The organism is Xenorhabdus littoralis (genome assembly GCF_033949345.1).
Lineage (GTDB): Bacteria > Pseudomonadota > Gammaproteobacteria > Enterobacterales > Enterobacteriaceae > Xenorhabdus > Xenorhabdus littoralis.
This window is the reverse complement of sequence record NZ_VCDP01000010.1, coordinates 83,316-103,724: the sequence shown is the minus strand read 5'-3', so window position 1 is coordinate 103,724 and position 20,409 is coordinate 83,316. Positions and strand designations below refer to the sequence as shown.

The 20,409-nt window shown below is 41.1% G+C and carries 16 protein-coding genes, 1 pseudogene and 1 other annotated feature; of the genes and pseudogenes, 10 read left to right on the top strand and 7 right to left on the bottom strand.

Annotated features, from left to right (window positions below; all coding sequences use genetic code 11):
- Window positions 1-21: 21 nt before the first annotated feature.
- A complete protein-coding gene (locus FE394_RS03885; protein WP_319925092.1) occupies window positions 22-2,334 on the bottom strand; it encodes a hypothetical protein in 2,313 nt (770 codons plus the stop codon).
- Between the two features lie 454 nt (window positions 2,335-2,788).
- Window positions 2,789-2,889: a sequence feature (Trp leader region), on the top strand.
- Between the two features lie 56 nt (window positions 2,890-2,945).
- Here FE394_RS03885 and FE394_RS03880 point away from each other — a divergent pair.
- The 5 genes and pseudogenes from FE394_RS03880 to trpA all read left to right on the top strand — a co-directional run bounded on the left by FE394_RS03880 (window position 2,946) and on the right by trpA (window position 9,576).
- Window positions 2,946-4,520, top strand: coding sequence for an anthranilate synthase component 1 (locus FE394_RS03880; RefSeq protein WP_319925091.1), 1,575 nt, complete (start codon window positions 2,946-2,948; stop codon window positions 4,518-4,520).
- Window positions 4,520-6,181, top strand: a pseudogene (trpD, locus tag FE394_RS20105) (anthranilate phosphoribosyltransferase). Before FE394_RS03880 ends, trpD begins: the two are co-directional and overlap by 1 nt.
- Window positions 6,182-6,183: 2 nt before the next feature.
- Window positions 6,184-7,548, top strand: coding sequence for a bifunctional indole-3-glycerol-phosphate synthase TrpC/phosphoribosylanthranilate isomerase TrpF (gene trpCF / locus FE394_RS03865; RefSeq protein ID WP_319925088.1), 1,365 nt, complete (start codon window positions 6,184-6,186; stop codon window positions 7,546-7,548).
- A 31-nt stretch (window positions 7,549-7,579) separates the two neighbouring features.
- Window positions 7,580-8,770: a tryptophan synthase subunit beta gene (trpB, locus tag FE394_RS03860; RefSeq protein ID WP_319925087.1), complete on the top strand. Its 1,191-nt coding sequence runs from the start codon at window positions 7,580-7,582 to the stop codon at window positions 8,768-8,770.
- Window positions 8,770-9,576, top strand: a complete 807-nt coding sequence (trpA, locus tag FE394_RS03855; protein WP_319925086.1) for a tryptophan synthase subunit alpha — start codon at window positions 8,770-8,772, stop codon at window positions 9,574-9,576. Before trpB ends, trpA begins: the two co-directional genes overlap by 1 nt.
- Before the next feature lie 178 nt (window positions 9,577-9,754).
- Here trpA and ompW read toward each other — a convergent pair whose 3' ends face one another.
- Window positions 9,755-10,396, bottom strand: a complete 642-nt coding sequence (ompW, locus tag FE394_RS03850) for an outer membrane protein OmpW (RefSeq protein WP_319925085.1) — start codon at window positions 10,394-10,396, stop codon at window positions 9,755-9,757.
- 500 nt (window positions 10,397-10,896) lie between these two features.
- Between ompW and FE394_RS03845 the strand changes: the two genes are divergently transcribed.
- Complete coding sequence (locus FE394_RS03845; protein WP_319925084.1) at window positions 10,897-11,652, top strand: YciC family protein; 756 nt, start codon at window positions 10,897-10,899, stop codon at window positions 11,650-11,652.
- 120 nt (window positions 11,653-11,772) lie between these two features.
- Here FE394_RS03845 and FE394_RS03840 read toward each other — a convergent pair whose 3' ends face one another.
- On the bottom strand, window positions 11,773-13,479 hold the full coding sequence (locus tag FE394_RS03840) for a SulP family inorganic anion transporter (protein ID WP_319925083.1): 1,707 nt from the start codon (window positions 13,477-13,479) through the stop codon (window positions 11,773-11,775).
- 226 nt (window positions 13,480-13,705) lie between these two features.
- Here FE394_RS03840 and FE394_RS03835 point away from each other — a divergent pair, with 226 nt between their 5' ends.
- Both FE394_RS03835 and yciA read left to right on the top strand, forming a co-directional pair.
- Complete coding sequence (locus tag FE394_RS03835; protein WP_319925082.1) at window positions 13,706-14,242, top strand: septation protein A; 537 nt, start codon at window positions 13,706-13,708, stop codon at window positions 14,240-14,242.
- 78 nt (window positions 14,243-14,320) lie between these two features.
- Window positions 14,321-14,755, top strand: a complete 435-nt coding sequence (gene yciA, locus FE394_RS03830) for an acyl-CoA thioester hydrolase YciA (RefSeq protein ID WP_319925081.1) — start codon at window positions 14,321-14,323, stop codon at window positions 14,753-14,755.
- A 244-nt stretch (window positions 14,756-14,999) separates the two neighbouring features.
- On the opposite strand, the gene tonB is transcribed toward yciA, so the two are convergent.
- On the bottom strand, window positions 15,000-15,677 hold the full coding sequence (gene tonB / locus FE394_RS03825; protein WP_419836297.1) for a TonB system transport protein TonB: 678 nt from the start codon (window positions 15,675-15,677) through the stop codon (window positions 15,000-15,002).
- A gap of 248 nt (window positions 15,678-15,925) precedes the next feature.
- Window positions 15,926-16,105: a YciY family protein gene (locus FE394_RS03820; RefSeq protein ID WP_319925079.1), complete on the bottom strand. Its 180-nt coding sequence runs from the start codon at window positions 16,103-16,105 to the stop codon at window positions 15,926-15,928.
- Between the two features lie 239 nt (window positions 16,106-16,344).
- Here FE394_RS03820 and cls point away from each other — a divergent pair, with 239 nt between their 5' ends.
- A complete protein-coding gene (gene cls / locus FE394_RS03815; RefSeq protein WP_319925078.1) occupies window positions 16,345-17,805 on the top strand; it encodes a cardiolipin synthase in 1,461 nt (486 codons plus the stop codon).
- 157 nt (window positions 17,806-17,962) lie between these two features.
- Window positions 17,963-18,292, top strand: a complete 330-nt coding sequence (locus FE394_RS03810) for an HI1450 family dsDNA-mimic protein (protein ID WP_319925124.1) — start codon at window positions 17,963-17,965, stop codon at window positions 18,290-18,292.
- A gap of 113 nt (window positions 18,293-18,405) precedes the next feature.
- Here FE394_RS03810 and oppF read toward each other — a convergent pair whose 3' ends face one another.
- Window positions 18,406-19,407 carry a murein tripeptide/oligopeptide ABC transporter ATP binding protein OppF gene (oppF, locus tag FE394_RS03805; protein ID WP_319925077.1) on the bottom strand — a complete coding sequence of 334 codons (1,002 nt, stop codon included), beginning with the start codon at window positions 19,405-19,407 and terminating at the stop codon, window positions 18,406-18,408.
- On the bottom strand, window positions 19,404-20,402 hold the full coding sequence (gene oppD, locus FE394_RS03800) for an ABC transporter ATP-binding protein (protein WP_319925076.1): 999 nt from the start codon (window positions 20,400-20,402) through the stop codon (window positions 19,404-19,406). The genes oppF and oppD overlap by 4 nt, the downstream gene beginning before the upstream one ends.
- Between the last annotated feature and the right edge of the window lie 7 nt (window positions 20,403-20,409).

Here is a 20,409-nt window from a genome sequence, read left to right as displayed (position 1 = left end):
AACCCCCTTAATATGTAATACTTATTCTTGTTTAGTACATTTCATTCCACCTTTTTCTCCCACACACTGTATTTTCTTTTTACCCTCTCTTTTATAATTATCGTTATCAGTACTCTCTCCGAAAGTAAAAACATAAGTTCCTCTTTTGGCATAATATTGTTGAGTTGATGTCCAATCGCCTTGAATGTCTGTATTTTTTTCTTCTACTTTTGTACCATTCATTAATATACTGACTTTAGGTGTAAAATTCTTTTCTTGAGCATATGGCATAGATGTTCCCTGAAAATAAGTAAAGACACCGTTCTTTTTATTTTCCACAGAAAAAATTTTAGAAATGAGTGCCTCTACTTGATTACCAGTAGTTTCTTCCGTCCTATAATCACTGGCCTGAATTGTTATAAAACCAACGATAATATTGTTAGCTTCCACAGTCCATTTTCCATTATTAGAGTCGTCAGGATATAAAATCTGTGAAGGCTGGCGAACACTATTTATAGTAACAGTAGGATTGTCACTAGTAAGTGCATCAGTACCTTCAATTGAAAAGTTTTGTGTATTTTCAGTTGTCGAGGAAATTATTCCATAATTTGTAGGCTCAATTATTTTTGGACATGATAATGTATTATAATCAACCTTTCCCTTCCCAGAGAAATTAGAAAAAAAAGAAGATCCCATGAATTGCAAATAAATATCACCAGATACAGAGGCAGTATAATTAATGGAGCAAACGGCATATAATTCGTTTGCAATCCATTCACCATATTTAATATGAATAACTGGTGTATATGATTTTGTCGGTGAATAAATTGAACCATCCGCATTATAACCTGTAATATCAATTACAAGATTTTTGGTATCTTCAGGCGTTTTACTATTAATTGTACCAGTTAAATTATAATGACCGCCGATAATATATTGACCATCTTGTATTGAAGAAATAGTTGCACCACATATTGATCCATTAACAGTGACACCCGTATTTTCTACATCTTTAATACTAATCACTCCAGTTATACCACAATTTACCCAAACGTCAGCAGTCCATTCGTCCGATCCTGTAGAATGAGTTTCGTATACATTATCATCAAAATCAGTTAACAGAGAAGGCAATGAGCCATCACTCATCAGACCTTTCCCTTTCACTGTAATATAATTCTTTGGAGCACTATAATTATTCGCGGGATAAGTAATTTTACTGGGGCATGGGAATACACTATAGTCCACATCATTACTATTGGGTAAAGAAGCTATATAACCAATACCGCAAACAGCATCTAAATCATCTATACTCCATGTTCCCTCTTTAAAATCAAATTTTGTTGGTGTATATACTTTTGTCGGTGAATAAACTGAATTATACGCTTTATAGCCTGTAATACTGAGTCTAACACTATTTCTCGCATCATCAGGCGTAAAACCAAAAGCCGTACCTGATAAACTATATTTACCAGCAAGAATTATTTGATCTTGCGTCATTGAAGTAATTTCTGCGCCACATATCACTCCATTAACAGTAACATCTGAATTTTCTATATCTTTAATACTAATAAGGGCACCTGCTAAATTACAATTTACCCAAACGTCAGCAGCCCATTCGTCCGGCCCTGTAGAATGAGTTTCGTATACATTATCATCAAAACTCGTCACCAGAGAAGGTAATGAGTTATCACTCATCAGACCTTTCCCTGTCACTGTAATATAATTCTTTGCAACCTGATACCCCCAAGGAGGAAAAGTAATTTTGGGTGGATTCCATTCATTCTTACTTTTAATAGTTATAGCAATTTTATTAGGTTCATTAGTATCACTAGAATTAACATGATGATTTAAGCAATTTCCCTCATTACAATATGCAGTGATTTCAAAAGGACAATTATCAGTATCAACGTTAACCACTGTCTGCCATACAAAATAGGCTCCTGAAGAAGGCAAATAAGTATTTAGTTTAATATTGCATGATTTAGATTCTAAGATACTATTAGATAATTTTATTTCCCATATTACATATTTTGATACCGCAGCACACCCTCCAAAAAAAGCATTGCTATCTTCAAGCGTTTCAACGTGTTTTCCTTTTGGTGTCAAAGAAAATTTTTTCTCTCCAATCTTATACATACACTGATTACCGACTACCTCAATATCTAAATCGTCATAATCATTAAGGCTTTCAAATGTTGTATTATAATTTTGAGCGAAATTATCCCTAAAATGATTATTTTTCGCTTCATTGTGGATATCATCATAATCAGTTTTACCTTCTATTAATCCAACTGAATTAGCTTTAAAAACAAAAAACAGCATAATAAAAATCATAATATATAAACTTGTTTTCATAAGGACCCCCTCATTTAAAAACAATATTATTAATTTAAAAATTATACTAATTCTATAAAAAGAAAACATTAATTTAATTTCTTATGTGATCATGAAAAAATCAACATAATAAAAAATATAGTATATTATCTCGCTTTAAAAAAACTTACTTCATCACAAAATAATATTACTTATTTAAAATTTAGTTAAATCACGCTAACATCATTAACACAAAATTTTAATTGGATTGTTCCTATAAAAAATAATACCAATAAATATAATAACTAAATCTTTTAACAATATCTTTCCGATTCCCCCTTATTTCACCACTTTGCTAAAAACTTAAAAAAACGGTTGACAATCAAACACCGAACCAGTCTACTAGTACACAGATAAAAATGAGATTCTTAACCAAAACTCCATTGAATCAATGAGGCACTCGAACATGATCGTATTTATGCAAACTATGCAAGTCAGTCGTTGGTGGCACAACTTCCCATTCAGGGCGGTTGGCTTACGCACATAAATACAAATGCGAAAGTGCCAAGACCCGCCCTAAGAAGCGGGTTTTTTTATAACTATTTTCTTATAACGTAAGTTTCTGTGGATGACGGCAAAATCGAGGTATCAATATGACTGGCAACGAATTTAATATCTCTACAAATCAGATGGAAACTGTTTATAAAACAGATCCAACACAGCTTTTTCATCAGCTTTGCAACAATCGTCCGGCAACGTTATTGCTGGAATCTGCTGAAATTCAGAGCAAAAATAATATAAAAAGCATATTGATCATTGATAGTGCCATGCGCATTACGGCCAATGGGCGACAAGTCACTTTTGAAGCACTGACCCAAAATGGTCAGAACCTTATTCCCACACTCACCCATTTACTGTCAGAAAAAGCCCTGTTGAGGGTAGAGTCTCATGTTATTCAAGCACTATTTCCAGAGACTCAACCTAATCTGGACGAAGATAACCGATTAAAATCTGATTCAGTTTTTGACGCATTACGAGCTTTAGTCGCTTTGTCATCCGTCTCCGAATCGCCTGATGCAATTTTTGTTGGCGGGTTATTTGCTTACGATTTAGTGGCCGGATTTGAACCATTGCCCACGGTAAAAAACCACCAGCACTGTCCGGACTTCTGCTTTTATCTTGCAGAAACACTATTGGTTATCGATCACCGCAATAAACATTCATTTCTGCAAACGTCTCTGTTCGGCGAATCAGATTCAGAAAGACAACGCCTTGAAGAACGTTTAACAATATTAGCTAATGACATATTAACGACAGATATTTCAGCTCCCCTTCAACCACACTCGCCCATTCCATTGCCAAATATCACTCTCTCCTGCAATCAAAGTGATGAGCAATATGCGGATATCGTGCAACAGCTACAGCAATTCATTCGTCAAGGGGATATCTTTCAGGTAGTACCATCACGACGTTTCACTTTACCTTGCCCTTCTCCACTGAACGCATATCACGCATTGAAAAAACAAAATCCAAGTCCCTACATGTTTTTTATGCAGGATCAAGATTTCTGCTTGTTTGGTGCCTCACCTGAAAGTGCCCTTAAATATGATGCCAACAGTCGCCAGATAGAAATCTACCCAATAGCCGGTACCCGACCACGCGGGCATGATGCCAACGGAGAACCGGACGCCGATCTCGATAGCAGGATTGAGTTGGATATGCGCACAGATGCTAAAGAGCTATCTGAGCATGTCATGCTGGTTGATCTGGCTCGTAACGATTTAGCCCGCATCTGTGAACCGGGTAGCCGCTATGTTGCCGATTTAACTAAAGTCGACCGTTATTCATTTGTTATGCATCTCGTTTCCCGTGTTGTCGGTACTCTCCGCCATGATTTAGACATCTTCCATGCCTATCAGGCTTGCATGAATATGGGAACACTGACAGGAGCACCTAAAGTTCGGGCCATGCAGCTCATTGCAGAATATGAAGGTGAGCGGCGTGGTAGCTACGGTGGAGCCGTTGGCTATTTTACCGGCAGAGGAAATTTTGATACCTGCATTGTGATCCGTTCGGCTTATGTGGAAAACGGTCAAGCCGCAATTCAAGTCGGCGCGGGTATTGTTCTGGATTCCATCCCTCAATCAGAAGTGAATGAAACTCATAGTAAAGCCAGAGCCGTTATTCGGGCAATTGCACAAGCTCACAATGTGGAGGTGACATTCTGATGGCCAATATTCTTCTACTCGATAATATTGATTCCTTTACTTATAACCTCGTCGATCAACTACGTACCAACGGTCACCATGTGGTTATTTACCGTAATACAGTGCCAACAAATACCATCATCTCCAAGCTTGATGAAATGGAATCACCATTGTTGGTGTTATCACCCGGTCCCGGCAAACCATCGGATGCAGGCTGTATGCCCCAACTCATCAAGCAAGTCATAGGCCAGATCCCGGTCATAGGGATTTGTCTCGGACATCAGGCAATCATTGAAGCCTACGGAGGAGAAATTGCTGCTGCTCAGGAAATCCTGCATGGAAAATCGGCTCTTGCCACTCATGATGGCCAAGATATGTTTTCCGGCTTGCCAAACCCTCTGCCTGTTGCCCGTTATCATTCCCTTGTAGGTGTAAGTGTTCCTGCAACGCTGACGGTTTCTGCCTTGTGTGGCGATACCGTGATGGCTGTGCGCCATGATGGGCATAAAGTTTGTGGATTCCAATTCCATCCCGAATCTATCCTGACGACTCAGGGCGCCAAGCTGTTGGAACAAACGCTGAAGTGGGCATTCAGTTAAGAATATTGAGTTAAAAATATTGAGTTAAAAATACTGGGTTAACCATGTTGAATTTAAAGGCGCTAAATTGGAAGGAACGGGAAAATGCAGCTGATTCTTGATAAATTATTCAACGCACAAATACTGACACAGCAAGAAAGCCAACAACTATTCACTGCCGTCATTCATGGTGAGTTGAGTGATGCACAACTCGCTGCTGCATTGATCAGCCTGAAACTGCGAGGCGAACACCCACAAGAAATAGCTGGCGCAGCCCGTGCATTTTTGGCTAACTCAGCTCCCTTTCCTCGCCCTGATTATATTTTTAGTGATATCGTCGGCACAGGCGGAGATGGCACCAATAGCATCAATATTTCAACTGCCAGCGCTTTTGTTGCTGCGGCCTGTGGCCTAAAAGTGGCAAAGCATGGAAACCGCAGTATTTCCAGTCGTTCCGGCTCATCCGATTTGCTGGCAGCATTCGGCATTGCATTGGATGCACGTCCCGAAGATTCACGCAGTGCTTTGGATGATCTTGGTGTGTGCTTCCTGTTTGCGCCTCAATACCACAGTGGATTCCGCCATGCAGTACAGGTTCGGCAACAATTAAAAACGCGGACGTTATTTAATGTACTTGGCCCGTTGATCAATCCAGCCCGTCCGCCTTTATCATTGATTGGGGTCTACAGTGCAGACTTGGTAGCACCAATAGCCCGTACCTTGAAGGTATTAGATTATCAACGTGCCGCCATTGTTCATGGTGGCGGAATGGATGAGGTTTCCTTACATGCCCCGACTTACGTTGCAGAACTCAATCATGGCGAAATCATCCAATATCAGTTGACAGCAACCGATTTTGATTTACCGAATCATCATATTTCTTCGCTAAAAGGTGGAACACCAGAAGAAAATCGCGATATGTTGGCAAAGTTATTGCAGGGTCGTGGACAAAAAGCTCATGCCGATACCGTAGCGGCAAATGTGGCGCTTTTGATGAAACTTCATGGACAAGAAGATCTACGGGAAAACACGCAATTGGCACTCCATACTATTTATAGTGGCCGGGCTTATGAAAAAGTGACCGCATTGGCGGCAAGGATTTAATCATGAAAACCAGTGTATTACAGAAAATTATTGATGATAAGGTGGCATATCTGGTCACGCGTAAGGCAGAGCAACCGCTGGAAAGTTTTATTGATGCTATTGCACCAAGCCATCGTGGTTTTTATCAGGCGCTCACTCATAAGCAAACTGTTTTTATTTTGGAATGCAAAAAAGCATCCCCATCAAAAGGGGTAATTCGTAAAGATTTCGATCCTGTCTGCATCGCTAAAACTTATCAGCCCTATGCCGCTGCAATCTCAATCTTGACCGATGAAAAATACTTTCAGGGCAGCTATGATTTTCTCAAAATGGTCAGCTCAACCGTCCATCAACCTGTGCTGTGTAAAGATTTTATTATCGATACCTATCAAATTTATCTTGCCCGTTATTATCATGCCGACGCAATTTTATTGATGCTTTCAGTCCTTGATGATAATACGTATCGTGAACTTTCTGCACTGGCACATAGCCTTAATATGGGCGTCCTGACCGAGATCAGCAATGAAGATGAACGGCACCGGGCAATTGAGCTGGGAGCCAAAGTTATCGGTATCAACAATCGGGATTTACGCGACCTGTCCATTGATTTAGATCGTACTCGTAAACTGGCCGTCGGTTTACCAGAAGGTACGATTATCATTAGCGAATCCGGTATCTATCAGCACAATCAAGTGCGTGACTTAAGCCAATTTGCCCATGGTTTTCTCATTGGTAGTGCTTTAATGGCACAAACAAATATCGATCTCGCTTTACGTCGCCTGATTTTAGGTGATAACAAGATTTGTGGATTAACCCGCCCGCAAGATGCCAAAACTGCATTGCAGATGGGTGCAGTTTATGGTGGTTTAATTTTTGCCGAAAAATCACCGCGCAAAATTAATCTGCAAACAGCCCAGAAAATCATCAATGAAGCCTCTCTACAATATGTCGGGGTGTTTCAAAATCAATCAGTGGATTTTGTCAGTGATACAGCCCGGGCTCTTTCTCTAACGGCTGTTCAACTGCATGGACATGAAGATAAAGACTACATCAACGCATTACGTTCGGTATTACCTGAACACTGCGAGATTTGGAAAGCCATCGATATGGCTAAAGTGGCAGAATTTTCTGAATTGTCCAATGTCGATCATTTATTGCTGGATAATGGCGCAGGGGGAACAGGAAAATCATTTGATTGGCAATTAATCGAACCGCAGTTTAAACATAACAGCATCTTGGCTGGCGGTCTGAACGCTGACAACTGTCAACAAGCAGCAACGTTAGGCTGTTATGGGCTGGATTTTAATTCAGGAGTCGAGATTTCTCCCGGGATCAAAAGCAGCCAGAAAATCAAACAAGTATTTCAACAATTACGCTGTTATCACTAATTTTTCAGACTAAAAGTGGATGAGTAGAATAATGAGTAAATTGAATCCTTATTTTGGTGATTTTGGTGGTCAATTTGTTCCTCAGATTTTGATCCCCGCACTCAATCAATTAGAAGACGCATTTATTGATGCACAGAAAGATCCTGACTTTCAGCAGGAATTTCAGGATTTATTGAAGAACTACGCTGGAAGACCTACTGCCTTAACGCTGTGCAAGAATTTAACTAAAGGTACAAAAACGCGGCTATACCTGAAACGCGAAGATTTGCTCCACGGCGGCGCACACAAAACCAATCAGGTTTTGGGACAAGCATTACTGGCAAAGCGAATGGGGAAAAATGAGATCATCGCTGAAACGGGAGCGGGTCAGCACGGTGTGGCAACGGCACTGGCTTGTTCATTATTAGGATTGAAATGCCGTATTTACATGGGGGCAAAAGATATTGAACGCCAATCGCCGAATGTTTTTCGTATGCGTTTGATGGGCGCTGAAGTCATCCCTGTCCACAGCGGTTCAGCAACGTTGAAAGATGCTTGTAATGAAGCAATGCGAGACTGGTCTGGCTGCTATAAAGAAGCCCATTATCTGTTGGGAACAGCAGCAGGCCCCCATCCATATCCAACAATCGTGCGGGAATTCCAGCGTATGATTGGTGAAGAAGCTAAGGCGCAAATTCTGGAAAGAGAAGGACGTTTACCTGATGCTGTCATTGCTTGTATTGGCGGGGGTTCAAATGCCATTGGTCTGTTTGCTGAGTTTATTCCAGAAAACGACGTCCGCCTGATCGGTGTTGAACCTGCCGGGCATGGTATAGAAACCGGAGAACATGGTGCTCCCTTAGGACATGGAAAGTTGGGGATTTACTTCGGCATGAAAGCACCGATTATGCAGACAGAAGACGGACAAATTGAAGAATCTTACTCCATTTCTGCTGGTTTAGATTTTCCTTCTGTCGGCCCTCAACATGCTTATTTAAATAGCATTGGTAGAGCTGACTATGTCTCAATCACTGACGATGAAGCACTTGACGCTTTTCAGGCACTATCCCGCAACGAAGGCATTATTCCTGCCCTGGAATCTTCTCATGCGCTGGCTCATGCTTTGAAAATGATCCATCAGGCTCCGGATAAAGAACAATTATTGATTGTCAATTTATCTGGCCGTGGTGACAAAGACATCTTTACCGTTCACGATATTTTAAAATCCAGGGGGGAAATCTGATGGAACGTTATGAGCAACTCTTTAAGAAACTACAGCACCAAAATCAAGGGGCTTTTGTTCCTTTTGTTACCTTAGGTGATCCTGAACCCGATTTATCGTTGGAAATTATTGATGCATTAATCGATGGTGGAGCTGATGCACTTGAATTAGGCATTCCATTTTCTGATCCTCTCGCCGATGGCCCGACTATCCAAAATGCCAATTTACGGGCATTGTCATCCAAAGTTACTCCTGCATTGTGTTTTGACCTGTTGACAAAGATCCGGGCTAAACATCCTGATATACCGATTGGCCTTCTGGTCTACGCCAATCTCGTCTTCCACAATGGCATCGATGAATTTTATCGTCGCTGTCAAGAGGCTGGCGTTGATTCCGTTCTGGTGGCTGATGTGCCATTATCTGAATCTTCTCCTTTCCGTTCAGCCGCTATGAAATATGATATTGCACCTATCTTTATTTGTCCTCCTGATGCAGACAATGATTTACTGCGTGAAATTGCGTCATTTGGACGTGGATATACTTATCTGCTGTCAAGAGCCGGAGTGACCGGCAGTGAAAATCGTGCCACCCAGTCACTGAATCATCTTGTCAATAAACTCAAAGAATATCATGCAGCTCCTGCCCTGCAAGGCTTTGGCATTTCAGAACCTGCACAGGTCGCGGCAGCACTCAATAGCGGAACGGCGGGGGCGATTTCAGGTTCTGCCATCGTAAAAATCATTGAAGATAACTTACTTCAACCCAAAATCATGCTGGATAAATTAATGAATTTTGTCCGTGACATGAAAAACGCGACACAATTATGATCCTGCGATGATGCCCCCTGCGCGATTTCAGAATTCCCCCATGACGTATTGATGGGGGAAGACTTAAATTTCTTTCCATTGTTTAAAATGGGGCATAATGCCCCATTGGTTCTCTCTTATGTCAAACACACACGTAACCTACTTACTTATTCTTTATTTTACTATAATTTTCAATTAGTTAAAAACTATAACCTACACCAAACATAAAGACCCACGGGTCAAGACGAGTCTTATATTCTTTCTGGGTATCACCGACTTTAAATTTCACGTCAGTTTCGATGTTCATCCACCAAAGCGAGGTATTCAGCATCCAGTTTTTATCCAGCTGATAATCCAGACCAACCTGTCCTGCCACTCCCCAAGAATCTTTCAGATCCAGACTATTTAAATTAGCCGACTGTACAGTTGCATTATTATTAAATTTTTCACTGAAAAATTTCGTGTAGTTAATGCCAACGCCAACATAAGGACGTAATTTATTTTCTGTGGAACCAAAATAATATTGTGCCATTAAAGTCGGGGGTAAATGTTTAACTTCAGCGATCTCACCTGCTCCCGGCAAACTCACTGTATGCTGGAATGGTGTTGCAGCCAATAATTCAACACCAATATTGTCCGTAATCATATAGCCAAAAGTTAAACCCAACTGAGTATTATTATTGACATCAAAAGATCCCAAACCTAATACATTTTCAGACCCAGCATTTGGTCTTACCGTTGCTGTACCAGCACGGAACAGGAAGTCACCTGCTTCATGAGCAAAGGTCAATGACGGAGCTAACGTAGCAGCAGCCAATACGAACGCAGAAATCTTTTTCATTATTCATCCCATTTATGTGGTTTTAAAACAGTCAGAAATATACCCGTTTGCTTACTATTATGATCTAAGACAGATCACATTTTTTAAAGATATTGGGCAAAATAAGGTGGTTATGGTTTTATTATTTCATCTGATGGATATTTTAATTTGATCCAAATCAATATTGGATTCATATTAGTTTTATTTTTGTTTCATATTTATATTTATATTTCAATATTAATTTTGGATAATCAGCAATAATGAATAACAGACATACTATATTGAGATCTTTCATTTAATCTCTCAATTAATTAACACTAATTTAATACATTTATCATTTCGATAAAAAATCAGCTTGCAATAACATTATCTGATAAAACTCTCATTCTATGCTCTTCAATGAATGCCCCGATTTTAAGTTACAGGGTAACGGTGAAAGGGGAAATCTTAGGTATCCAATAATCCCCCGAACAAGGTACAATTGAGCATTATCGTTGTTTTATTTGATAGGAGCCACTTTCATGCCCATCACGGCAAATACCCTGTATCGCGACAGCATCAACTTTCTGAAGAATCAACTGTTGAATATTGTCCTACTCTCTGTCTTAGCCGCGTTGGTGACAACATTGCTTGAGCATTTTCTCATGCCGAACGGTGAACAACTCAATTTGCTGATCGGGATACAAAACGCTTATAAAGAATCCGGCAATACGGGGATCAAAGATTTTGTAGCTCAATTAACACCAGATCAACAATTCATGTTCTTACGCACAGCGTTCGGGATCTTATTTTCCAACATCTTCGGTAATACCTTGCTCACTACCAGCGTGTTGGTGCTTATCAATGCCGTTTCTAATGGTCAGAAAACTAATGCGATCCATGCCAGCATATTATCGATAACACTATTGCCAAAAATGTTTTTGCTAATGTTTATTTGTACCCTATTGGTTCAAATTGGTTATGCTTTAATGTTCCTGCCCGGTGTTTTATTTTCTATCACCTTTGCTCTTGCCCCTATTTTTCTCTTTGAAAAAGGCAAAAATATTTTTGCTGCTATGCAGGAAAGTTGGAAATCGGCATTCGAAAATATACGGTTGTTGATTCCCGCTATACTGTTATGGCTTGCAGTAAAGCTGGTGTTAGCACTTGTGCTGGTAAGAATGCCCGACATTCTGATGTCAACATTGGGTAATTTATTATCGGCCATACTGCTGATTTATCTATTCCGCCTGTATATGCTGATTAAGCCACAAAATAAAGCCGCAAACAGCTTGTAATAGCCCCTAGATAATACTTATCCCCTCACTACAGTAGTGAGGGGATAAGTAGTGAGGGGATATATGCCTTTCGCCTGTCACTTTTGCCTTTCAAATTGTAGCCTTTTTGGCTGCATTCACTTACCCTTCTTGTGTTTCCTCAACCTGCCGCTTACTTTGAATCAAACGAATAGCAAAGTAGAGATCGGGCACTATAATCAAGTCATCATCACTGCGGCTGAGTTTATTTTGTTCAATCCAGAGATTCAGTTCTGTCCTGCGGCCCGCCAATACTAATGTCACACCTTTCTCTTTTAATTCCGAGATCAATTCATCCAACGCAGCAAATACACTGACATCATCATAGGTAAAACTGACAGCAGCATCGACCACCAGCCATGTCGGACGATTTAATGCACTATCCACATGCTGCAAAATCCGTTTTTTGAAATATCCGACATTGAAATAAGTTAAGGGAGAATTAAAGCGATACATCATAATGCCATCAACAGGCTTGATATCATTATCTTGATGGATGGAACGTACCATGCCTTGGTCATTGACTCCCAACAATTGGTCTGACGGCCGGAAAATAATACGCAAGAATTGCAATAATCCCAGCAAAACAGCAAAACCGATGCCATCGATAACACCTACCAGTAAGACTGCAACCAATGTGAAAATTGAGAGTATAAAAGCCTGACGATTACGTTTCCGATACGCCCAAATATTCTTTAACCCCAGCAGAGACCATGCAGAAAATATTAAAACGATCCCCAATGATGACAAAGGAATATGCATCAGTAATTCTGTCATAAACAATAATACTAACAGGATAGTGCTGGCGGAAATGACAGAGACCATTTGCGTCTTACCACCAATCGCATCATTGACTGCCGTCCGGCTACCGGCGGCACTGACAGCAAATCCCTGTGATAATGACGAAGCAATATTCGCTATACCCAGCGCCCTGAGTTCTAAATCCGCATCAACTTGATAACCATTTTTGCTGGCAAAACTACGGGCTGTCATCATAAAACTGACAAAACTGATTACTGCAAGGTTAATCGAAGGAACAACCAAATCACGCAAGATGCCAAGTTCAAATTCAGGCATAGGAACGATGGGTAAGCCATTTCCCAGATTACCCACTATCTGGATACCATATTGCTCAACCTCAAACTGCCAACTGAGGTAAATTGAGACTATCATTGCCACTAGTGGCGCAGGCCAACTGGGCCGGAAAAAAAGTACACAGAGCAAGACCAGCAATGTTATTGCAGACATCCCTACTGTCGGCCAATGCGATTCCAATAAATTATGGGGAAGTTCAATTAATCGTTCTATCAGTTCTGTTGGCAAACCGGACAAGCCAAAAACTTTAGAAAGCTGATCGGCTATAATGGTAATGGCCACACCGTTTATAAAACCTTTCAAAATGGGACGGGATAAAAAATCCGCAAATGCACCCAGTCGAAAATGGCTTGCCAGAATACACCAAAAACCCGTCATCAATGTCATTACAATCGCAAGCTGCCAACGAACATATTCATTTCCCAGCGCCAATGGTGCAACAGCAGCGGCAATAACAGCGCAGGTTGCTGCATCTGGTCCAACAATCAACTGTCGGGAAGTTCCAAACAATGCATAAGCAAACATCGGTAAAATGCAGGCATACAAACCAACAATAGCGCTGACACCCATTAATTCAGCATAAGCAATCGCTACAGGCAATGCGACCGCAGCAACAGAAAGGCCAGCCCGCATATCATAGCTAAGATATTCCTTACGATAATGGCAGAGACTCCCCAAACCCGGCATCCAACGAAGTAATCTTTCCCACATCATGACTTTTATGTCCTTTCGTGAAAATGGAGTTCAGTATAATGCGGTGTAAGATAGAAACTCTCAAGCCTTCCCCCGCTATTGCTCAGTTTTTAGTTCACTATGTTAAAATTCTATAAATAGATGAAAAATGTTTTTATCCGATAAATAAACCATTTCATTGAGATCTGATACACTCTGGCTCAAATTCAAGAACATGCCATCATCGGCATCACAATGGGTTCAAATTATGAAACAACTTTTAGACTTTTTGCCATTAGTCGTTTTCTTTATCGTTTACAAGATGTATGACATTTTCTATGCTTCTGGTGCCTTGATTGCAGCCACAGGATTAGCCGTTGTCATTACTTATCTGCTTTATCGTAAAGTCGAAAAGTCTTCCTTGATTACATTTGTCATGGTTGCTGTCTTCGGTACACTGACTCTGGCCTTCCACAGCGATCTCTTCATTAAATGGAAAGTGACTGTCATTTATGCCATTTTTGCGCTGGTTCTGCTTTTCAGCCAATGGGTCATGAAAAAACCTCTTATCCGGAGAATGCTAGGCAAGGAATTAAAATTACCTGATTTTGTCTGGAATAAACTGAACATGGCTTGGGCTATCTTTTTTATCGTTTGTGCGCTGGCAAATATTTATGTCGCTTTCTGGCTACCTCAGGATATTTGGGTAAACTTTAAAGTGTTCGGGCTAACGGCATTGACACTGGTTTTTACTGTACTGAGTGTGATATATATCTACCGTCATCTGCCTCGCGAACAACAATAATGTAATGACCTTCATATGGATACCTGCTGGAACCACCAGCAGGTATTGTTATTTTCACCAAATAAAGCAAGTTTTCTCATGACACAACAACAATGCTTACCAAACGGAGAATTGGTTCTCCGTACACTGGCCATGCCCGCTGATACCAATGCCAATGGAGATATTTTCGGGGGCTGGCTGATGTCTCAAATGGATATTGGCGGCGCAATTCTGGCAAAAGAGATTGCACTGGGACGCGTAGTAACTGTTAGCGTGAATGGCATCAGTTTTCTGAAACCGGTTGCGGTAGGTGACGTCGTATGCTGTTATGCCCGTTGTCTTAAAACGGGAAATTCATCAATCACTATTCATATTGAAGTTTGGGTGAAAAAAGTGGCTTCCGAACCCGTTGGGCAGCGTTATCGTGCAACCGAAGCGGTTTTCACCTATGTCGCTGTTGATGAAAATAACTCTTCACGACCTTTGCCTGAAGGGAAAAGACATTTCAAACTGGAAAGCAGTGATTCAGAGTAACGATTGGTTAGAAAAGTGACTAACTTGTAAATTAAAGGGTACATCTTTTGTTGTACCCTTTCTTATAGTTCTTCATATATTGTTCCTATTTTTGGCTTTCGTACAATGGAATCTGAACGATACTGAATACACCCAATGAATTTCAAGATGTAAATCTTAATAACAATGAAAAATGAAAGTTTATGATGAAATCAGGGGAATAATTTTCACCTTCCCCTGATTTGGGAAGAAATATTTAAGTAAGTTAACTTTGTGAAATACCCGTTATTTTAAACTCGATAGTGGTAATGTATCCCGTTGCCGGCATTTTTTCATAACGCCATTTTCTCATCACTTTCTTCACTTCACGTTCGAAAACATTCTTGGGATTTGAAGCAATAATCTTGATATTTTTAACTCTGCCATCTTCATCAATATCATATTCCACCTTCACCGAACCCTCAGTACCCAACTGCTGGGCTCTGGATGGATAAACAGGATCTGGTCTACTCAATGCCCTTGGCCCGCTTTGTACTTTAACGTTGTCATTAATGACAGAGTCAGCGGGTTTCTGATCGTTTAGGTTTTTTGTCATCTGAGAATCCTGATCAGAAGTCGGTTTCAGCGGTTGTTCTGAAATTTTCTCTGTTGGCTTAGACTCTTTTTTGACAATTTTTTTCACTTCAGGTTTTTTTTCCGGTTTAGGCAGAGCAATTTTCGCAATAGGTTCAGGCTCGGGTTCGGGTGCCGGAGGCTCAGGGGCTGATTCAGGCATCGCTGCTTCTGAAACCGGGGCCTCTTCAGCAGCCAACTGTATCATGGCAACAGACATGGGAGCAGCGGCTTCAAATCGCTTTTCAGACTTCATAATATGGAAAAGCACCGCAGCAATAGAAATATGTAAACAAACAGCAAGTAGTAATGGCCAATGTATCCAACGCATAAGAGAATTCTTGATTAGCAGCATGATATACCCGTCGTCTTTCAAGTTGCAGCTTTGTTGGCTATGTTCTCGGGGATCCGTTCCCTCGCCATTGAGCTGCTTCTTGAAATCTATTGGTATAGTCAGTTTTCAGATTACTATTAGTTTAAATGCAAATGACTATCATATTCAATAATGATTCGAAAACATATACACCTGTTTCGCTGTAACTCTAAGTTCATTGGGTGTATATCATGCTGCCTATCACGTTAAAGACATTCTAAATTCTGGACAAACAGGGTTGATCTGCGACGATTGCAATCGTCTGTTTTACGGATTTTATATATCCGAAGATTACGGCGAGATTGGTCTTCCAACCAGCGACGACGGCGACGGATGCTTTGACGAAGCATTCTCCAGCGCCCTACTTCATGCCTACTGTGTTTCATAAGATATTTTCCAGATTAGTTCTCTCATGGAGATGAATTGTATTATTCTTAATCTTCACGATCAGTGATGTCAACTAATTAGCAGTCTGACACAGATTAGGTTGATAGTTTGTCAAAATTTCTAGAAACTTGCGGTAACGACGGTGTGAAATTTTTATATACCCTATCCTGGTAGGGATTATGACAAATAAAATAGCCTAATGGATAGGCTCTCTAATAAACGGGATTGATTGCCACATATGACAACCTTTTATTCTGTACTGAGCTGGATGGCGATTTTCTTATACTGGTTGATTATTGCGGGTATTACTATTCGCGTTTTAATGAAACGCCGCCCAGTGACATCAGCAATGACTTGGGTACTCATTATTTACATTCTACCTTTAGTGGGAATCGTTGCTTATCTGTCATTCGGCGAATTGCATCTTGGTAAACGCAGAGTCGAACAAGCTAAACAAATGCGTTCATCTGTTGCAAAATGGCTGACAGAGTTAAGAAAATCCCCTTTCATTTTTGCCAATGAAAATAGTGAAGTTGCCACGCCACTATTCCAATTGTGCGAACGTCGTCAGAAAATCAAAGGCGTCAGAGGCAACAAAATGCAATTAATGACGTCTTATGATAATTCCCTGAAAGCCATTATTCATGATATCGAAAATGCCAAATGCAGTATTGAGATGGTGTTTTATATATGGCAATCAGGAGGATTGGTTGATCAAGTCACTGATGCCCTGATGCGTGCCGCTAAACGCGGAGTTAAATGTCGAATTATGGTGGATTCAGCAGGGAGCTGGCAATTTTTCCGTAGCCCTTATCCTGATATCATGCGTAAGGCTGGCATTGAATTTGTCGAATCACTGAAAGTTAATATTTTCCGCCTGTTTTTACGCCGTATGGATTTACGCCAGCACAGGAAAATTATTCTGATCGATAATCATATTTCATACACAGGCAGCATGAATATGGTTGACCCGCGATTTTTTAAACAAGATGCAGGTGTCGGTCAGTGGGTCGATATTATGGTAAGAATGGAAGGTCCGGTCACTGCCACTCTGGGCATTATCTACGCTTTCGACTGGGAAATGGAAACAGGCAAGCGCCACCTTCCTCCTCCTCCTGACACCATCATCATGCCTTTCGAACAAGCCAGCGGGCATACCGCGCAGGTTATTGCTTCCGGGCCGGGCTTTCCTGATGAATTGATCCAGCAATCCTTGATGACCGCTATTTTTGCCGCTCGGGAGCAACTTATTCTTACCACACCTTATTTTGTGCCCAGTGATGATTTAATGCATGCTATTTGTACGGCTGCCATGCGCGGTGTTGATGTCAGCATTATTGTGCCAAGCCAAAATAATTCATTTCTTGTTCGCTGGGCCAGCCGCGCATTTTTTACCGAGTTATTGGAAGCAGGCGTAAAAATTTATCAATTTGAGGATGGACTGCTGCATACCAAAAGTGTTTTGGTCGATGGGCAGCTCAGTATGGTTGGCTCAGTGAATTTGGATATGCGTAGTTTATGGCTGAATTTTGAAATCACAGTCGTTATTGACGATGAGCATTTTGGCAGTGATTTAACATTAGTCCAGCAAGACTATATTATGCGTTCAACCCTGCTTGCAAATAATGCATGGGAGAAGCGACCTGTTTGGCACCGGATTCTTGAACGTGTCTGCTACTTCTTTAGCCCTCTTTTGTAATTCATAATAGAAAAAAATTTATCATTATTATCTGTTAATATATTCCATAGCCCCGTTATGACTATTGGGGCTATTCATTCAATATAGAACATGTTTTAATTTCCTAATGTGATTAATCTCGGACAATGCCATCATGGAAAATCAATCGACACATTCTATGCAATTAGATTTAAATAACCGAATGACTCAAGATGAAGCGCTTGAAAAAGCCTACGATATCTTTTTGGAACAAGCTCTCTCTAATCTCGATCCGGCTGATAGTCTATTGTTTAACTTACAATTTGAAGAACGGGGCGGCGCTGAATTATTGGAACTTTCAGAAGTCTGGTTTGAACATGTTGATTTTGATTTAAACCCGGATTTTTTTTCTGAAGTCATTATTGGCTTAGCAGAATCGGACTATGCCGAAATTGATGATATCTTTGCCCGCATATTGATCTGCCGGGAAAAATCTCACCCTATCTGCCACATTATATGGAAAAAATAAAATATAAGCTTTTTCCTGAATCTCTTACTGACCGATAAAAATGCCCTCATGATACGAGGGCATTGAATTTATATTCGTGACAACGTCACATGAGTTTTTCCCCATGCTTCCGGCTATAGTGGATCCACTTTAAGGCAAGACACCGCATGTTTAAAACTGCCCTCTAGCAATGGGCGGGTCTTGGCACATTCAGCATCAGCCAGCGGACAACGAGTACGGAATACGCATCCAGATGGCGGATCAATCGGCGAAGGAAGCTCTCCTTCCAACAATTCAATATGTTTGTTGCGTTCTTTGTCTGGATCAGGAATCGGTACAGCAGACATAAGTGCGCGGGTATAAGGATGCAACGGGTTGTGATAAACCTCATCGTAGGTTCCCAGCTCCACCGCATTCCCCAAATACATCACCAGTACGCGATCTGATATATGTTTCACTATCGACAGGTCATGTGCGATAAATATCAGGGAAAGCCCCATTTCACGCTGTAATTCCTGCAACAAATTAACTACCTGCGCCTGAATGGAAACATCCAGTGCAGAAACAGGTTCGTCACAGATAACTAATTTAGGTTCAAGGATCAGGGCCCGGGCAATGCCAATGCGTTGGCACTGCCCTCCCGAGAATTCATGGGGATAACGGTTAATCAGGTTAGGCAACAAGCCTACCTTCATCATCATCTGTTTGACTTTTTCTTTTATTTCCCCAACTTTCATCTTAGGGTAATAGGTTCTCAATGGCTCTGCGATAATATCACCAATGGTCATACGCGGGTTCAGCGATGCCAGGGGATCTTGGAAAATCATCTGGATATCGTTGCGAATATCCCGCCATTGTTTGTCATTGATCTCCAACAAATTTTGCCCAAGCCAACTGACTGAACCACCCGTGGCTTTCACCAGTCCAATCACCGCCCTTGCAAGGGTTGATTTTCCGCAACCAGACTCTCCCACGACTCCCAACGTTTCACCTTCATATAATCTTAAGGTGACACCATCTACCGCTTTTAAAGTCTGCGCAGGCTGCCAGAACCACTGTTTCCCATCTTTAATATTAAAGTAAACTTTGAGATCGTCGACTTCCAATAGGACTCGTTTTTCAGCTATTGTGCTCATACTAATTCCTCCTGGGGATGAAAGCAGGCACGCAAGCGCCCAAGGCCAAATTTATCCAACTGCGGTTCTTCGCGAACACAATGTTCAGTGGCAAATTGACAACGCGGCTGGAATGGGCATCCTTTCGGCAAGCGCAATAAGTTGGGAGGATTGCCTTGAATAGTCGTCAGTAATTCTTCATCACCATCCAAACGAGGGACGGCACTTAATAATCCGATGGAGTATGGATGCGTAGGATGGTAAAAGATATCACGTGCCGTACCGTATTCCATCGTTCTTCCCGCATACATCACCAAAACTTTGTCACAAATGCCTGCTACTACACCCAAATCATGAGTAATCATGATAATAGCGGTGTTAAACTCGTTTTTCAGTTCATTAAGTAAGGTCATGATCTGTGCCTGAACCGTTACATCCAGAGCGGTTGTCGGCTCATCGGCAATCAGCAGTTTAGGCTGACACAACAGCGCCATTGCTATCATGACACGCTGACGCATACCTCCGGAAAATTCATGCGGGTACATTCTCATGCGCTTACGCGCTTCTGGCATTTTAACAGCATCCAGCATACGAATGGATTCTTCAAACGCCTCACTTTTACTCATACCTTTATGCAGCATCAGCACTTCAGTTAACTGATCACCCGCTCTCATATAAGGATTAAGGGAAGTCATGGGATCTTGAAATATCATCGAGATCTCTTCCGCTCGCATTTGGTTTAATTCTTTTTCGTGCAAGTTAAGAATTTCTCGTCCATTGAAGGTCGCCGAACCGCTGACCATCCCGTTACTGGCCAATAATCCCATCAGCGCAAATGCTGTCTGTGACTTACCAGAACCCGATTCTCCCACGATCCCCAATGTCTCTCCTGCCTGTAAATCAAAGTTCAATTTATTCACGGCAGTCACGTTGCCATCAGGAGTACTGAACACGACATCCAGATCTTTCACTGCTAATAGTGTTTCAGTGTTTTTTGAAGTTTCTACGCTATTCATAGGCTCT